General features: G+C 37.2%; 1 pseudogene. It reads left to right on the forward strand.

Going from position 1 to position 915, the window contains the following annotated elements:
- Positions 1–810, forward strand: a pseudogene (locus ACFINC_RS10070) (hypothetical protein); the annotation flags it as partial.
- Positions 811–915: the final 105 nt, after the last annotated feature.

A 915-nucleotide genomic window follows, 5' to 3' on the forward strand; every position in this document is an offset into this window, starting at 1 on the left:
ATCAAGCAGCATATTCAGCTGCTCAGACCTAAATTTATTTCTTCAATATTTAGTGCCGCAGAAAAATTAGCAGATTCTAATATAGATTTAGGGGGGTTAGGAGTCACTTGCTTGAGTACTAATTCTGAAACTTCGACTAGAACCCAACGGGATAAGTTAGAGGTTTCATTAAATGTAAAAGTTCGAGATGAGTACAGTAGTGAGGAAGCCGGTCTGATGGCATATGAATGTACAGAAGGAAACTACCACCTCTTGGAGCATGATACGCATATTGAGCTGATTACTGATAGTGATAGTGATTTTGGCAGGATTGTTGGCACTTCACTATGGAACATGGCTATGCCTATAATCCGCTATGATCAAGGTGACTTTGGGCAGTGGCATGGGCAAACAGCTGGAAGTAATAATGGTTGGGCTGGAGAAAAGTGTTGCTGTGGGTCATCCTATAGACGAATAAAAGCAATACATGGAAGAATAGACGATGCATTTATGAGTATAAGTAATAGATTAGTACCTTCAGGCATGATGTTAGAAATTGCAGAAAAATGGCTGAGTCATGATGACGCTGGCATCATTGAATTTAGAGTAATACAAGAAGAAGTTAATAAGATACGGATTTTAATGGTTTGGAAAAGCGGTACGCCTACCAACAAAGCGATGCAATGCATTAAGAACTTTACGAATGAAATGTGTTGTCTTTTTCACTCACAAATAGATGTTGAGCTGGTCACTGTAGATCATATTCCTCCTTTGGATAAACTCAAAAGGCGTATATTCTTTAACAATATAAAAAAACAGCTTAAGTTTTAGGGAAAATTCAATGCATTCATATATGATTGCGATTATCTATGACGAAATGCATCCTCTTCTAGAAAGAGTGCATGCTACGCTTATAAAAAAAAACTTTAATATAGT

This window comes from Bartonella sp. AP58NXGY, from assembly GCF_042195785.1.
Taxonomy (GTDB): Bacteria; Pseudomonadota; Alphaproteobacteria; order Rhizobiales; family Rhizobiaceae; genus Bartonella.